At 74.7% G+C, this 2516-nt stretch carries 2 protein-coding genes; one reads left to right on the top strand and one right to left on the bottom strand.

Annotated features, from left to right (window positions below; all coding sequences use genetic code 11):
• Positions 1-267 precede the first annotated feature (267 nt).
• Positions 268-1323: a Ppx/GppA phosphatase family protein gene (locus GA0115240_RS02315; RefSeq protein WP_093734964.1), complete on the bottom strand. Its 1056-nt coding sequence runs from the start codon at positions 1321-1323 to the stop codon at positions 268-270.
• 211 nt (positions 1324-1534) lie between these two features.
• On the opposite strand from GA0115240_RS02315, the gene GA0115240_RS02310 reads away from it, so the two are divergent.
• Positions 1535-2248 (top strand): hypothetical protein, encoded by a 714-nt coding sequence (locus GA0115240_RS02310; RefSeq protein WP_202450952.1) that lies wholly within the window; start codon positions 1535-1537, stop codon positions 2246-2248.
• The last annotated feature ends 268 nt before the right edge of the window (positions 2249-2516 follow it).

Below are 2516 nucleotides of genomic sequence, written 5' to 3'. Positions count from 1 at the left end.
CGGGGCCGGGCCCCACCGGCCGCCCTGCCACCCGGCGATATTCCCGGGCCACCCGCCGGTGGTCGATTGCTCGCGCAGTTCCTCGCGCCCCTGCGGGGCGCCGGTTGTCCGGGCAGGCGGACGCGCCCCCGCAGGGGCGCTGGGGGTACCCCGGACGAAGTCTGGGGGAGGAACTGCGCGGCCAGCCCACCAGCGCCGGAAGATCGGGGAAACAGCGCAACCCACCACCCCCGGCGGCCCCGGGCGGTCAAGGTGCGGGCTGGGCCGCTAAGGGGTGCCGCGGCGCCAGCGGCGGGTGGGGGCGGGGGCGACGGTGGAGACCGCGTCCGCGTGTTCGGCGACGGTGTCCGGCGGGGCCGGCGGTGTGTCACGGGTCACCGCCGGCTTCGCCGGCTCGGTGACCATGACGTCGAGCTTGCGCAGGATGACCCCCTCACGCAGCGCCCACGGGCAGATCTCCAACTCGTCCACGCCGAAGAGATCCATCGCGCCCTCGGCGACCAGCGCCCCCGCCAGCAGCTGCCGGGCGCGCCCCTCGGAGACGCCCGGCAGGGCCGCGCGCCGGGCCGCCGTCATGCCGGCCAGCTTCGGTACCCATTCCTCCAGGGCGGACCGCCGCAGCGTGCGCTGCACGTACAGGCCCTCGGCGCTGCGGGCCGCGCCCGCGATCCTGGCCAGCTGGCGGAACGTCTTCGAGGTGCCGACGGTGAGATCCGGGCTGCCCAGCCGGGCGAAGTCCGTCACCGTACGGGCGATTTCGGCCCGGACCTGCCGGCGCAGGGCGCGCACGTCGTGGTGGGAGGGCGGGTCACCGGGCAGCCACGCGCCGGTCAGCCGGCCGGCGCCCAGCGGCAGCGACACCGCCGCGGCCGGGTACTCGTCCATGCCGAATCCGACTTCCAGGGAGCCGCCGCCGATGTCCAGTACCAGCAGGCGGCCGGCCGACCAGCCGAACCAGCGGCGTACCGCCAGGAAGGTCAGCCGGGACTCGTCCTCTCCGGACAGGACGGTCAGCCGCACGCCCGTCTCGCGCTCGACCCGAGCCAGCACCTCTTCGCCGTTGGCCGCCTCCCGCACCGCCGAGGTGGCGAACGGGAGCACGTCCTCGACGCCCTTGTCCTCCGCGACGCGCACCGCGTCGGCCACCGTCGTCACCAGCCGGTCGACGCCGGCCTCGCTGATGGCGCCGTGCCCGTCGAGCAGTTCGGCCAGCCGCAGTTCCGCCTTGTGCGAGTACGCGGGCAGCGGGCGGGCGCCCGGGTGCGCGTCCATCACCAGCAGGTGGACGGTGTTGGATCCCACATCGAGTACGCCGAGTCGCATGGACTGACGCTAGCGCGAGCGACCCGGCCGCCGCCGGGCGACGACCGGTGGATACGGCTCCCGTTGTGGCATTCCGCGCATTTCGGTCGTACGGCATACGCTTGGGCGCGTGGCGAAGGCGAAGACCCGTAAGGGCGGCGGCAAAGGCAGTGGCGGCGATCAACCGCGCGACGAGGCGGAGCTGGATTTCCCCCGGGCCTGGGTGGAGTTCATGGACCCGGCCGACGAGGAACAGGTCTTCCGGTGCGACCTGACCTGGCTCACCTCCCGCTGGACCTGCATTTTCGGCAGCGGCTGCCACGGCATCGTGGCCGGGCGCGGCGCCGACGGGTGCTGTTCGCTCGGCGCGCACTTCGCCGATGACGACGACGAGAATCGGGTCGCCTCACATGTGGCGCGCCTCACCCCGGACACCTGGCAGCTGCATCCCTTCGGCACCGGCGACGGCGGCTTCTGGGCCGAGGTGAACGAGGACGGCGAGCGGCAGACCCGGGTGGTCGACGGGGCCTGCGTCTTCGCCAACCGGGCCGGATTCCCCGGCGGCCAGGGCTGCGCCCTGCACGCGCTGGCGCTGCGCGAGGGGCGCGAGCCGCTGGAGACCAAGCCGGACGTCTGCTGGCAGCTGCCGATCCGCCGCACCTTCGACTGGGTGGACCGGCCGGACGACAGCCGTGTCCTGGTGGTCTCGATCGGGGAGTACGACCGGCGCGGATGGGGCCCGGGCGGCCACGATCTGCACTGGTGGTGCACGTCGGCGAGCTCCGCGCACGGCGCCGGGGAGCCGGTGTACGTGTCGTACCGGCCGGAGCTGACCGAGCTGATGGGGCCGGCGGCCTACGAGCGGCTGGCCGAGATGTGCGACGCGCGGGTGTCCGCTCCGGGCCTGCCGCTGGTGGCTCCGCACCCGGCGGACCCGGTGGCCTGACCCCGGATCCAGGTCCCGGCGCCCGGCGCCAGGACCCGGCGCTCGGACCCGGCGGAAGGGTCGGGGTCAGAGCTGCGGCGTCCACAACGTGGCGTGGTAGGCGCCGTTGGCGGTGAAGATGTCGGGCGGCGGTGTCGTGGCCTTGGTCACGCCGCGCCGTCCTTCGGGGTGCGCGGGCGCCTCAGGAGGGGGTGGGCGCCGCGGTGGTGGGCGAGGGCGAGGCAGGCGGCGAGGAGTCGGTCGGGGTGGGGGAAGGGCTGTCGGTGGG

The sequence above is a fragment of the Streptomyces sp. DvalAA-14 genome (assembly GCF_900091855.1).
Lineage (GTDB): Bacteria > Actinomycetota > Actinomycetes > Streptomycetales > Streptomycetaceae > Actinacidiphila.
The sequence above is the reverse complement of the archived record's forward strand: the minus strand, read 5'-3'. Positions and strand labels throughout refer to the sequence as shown.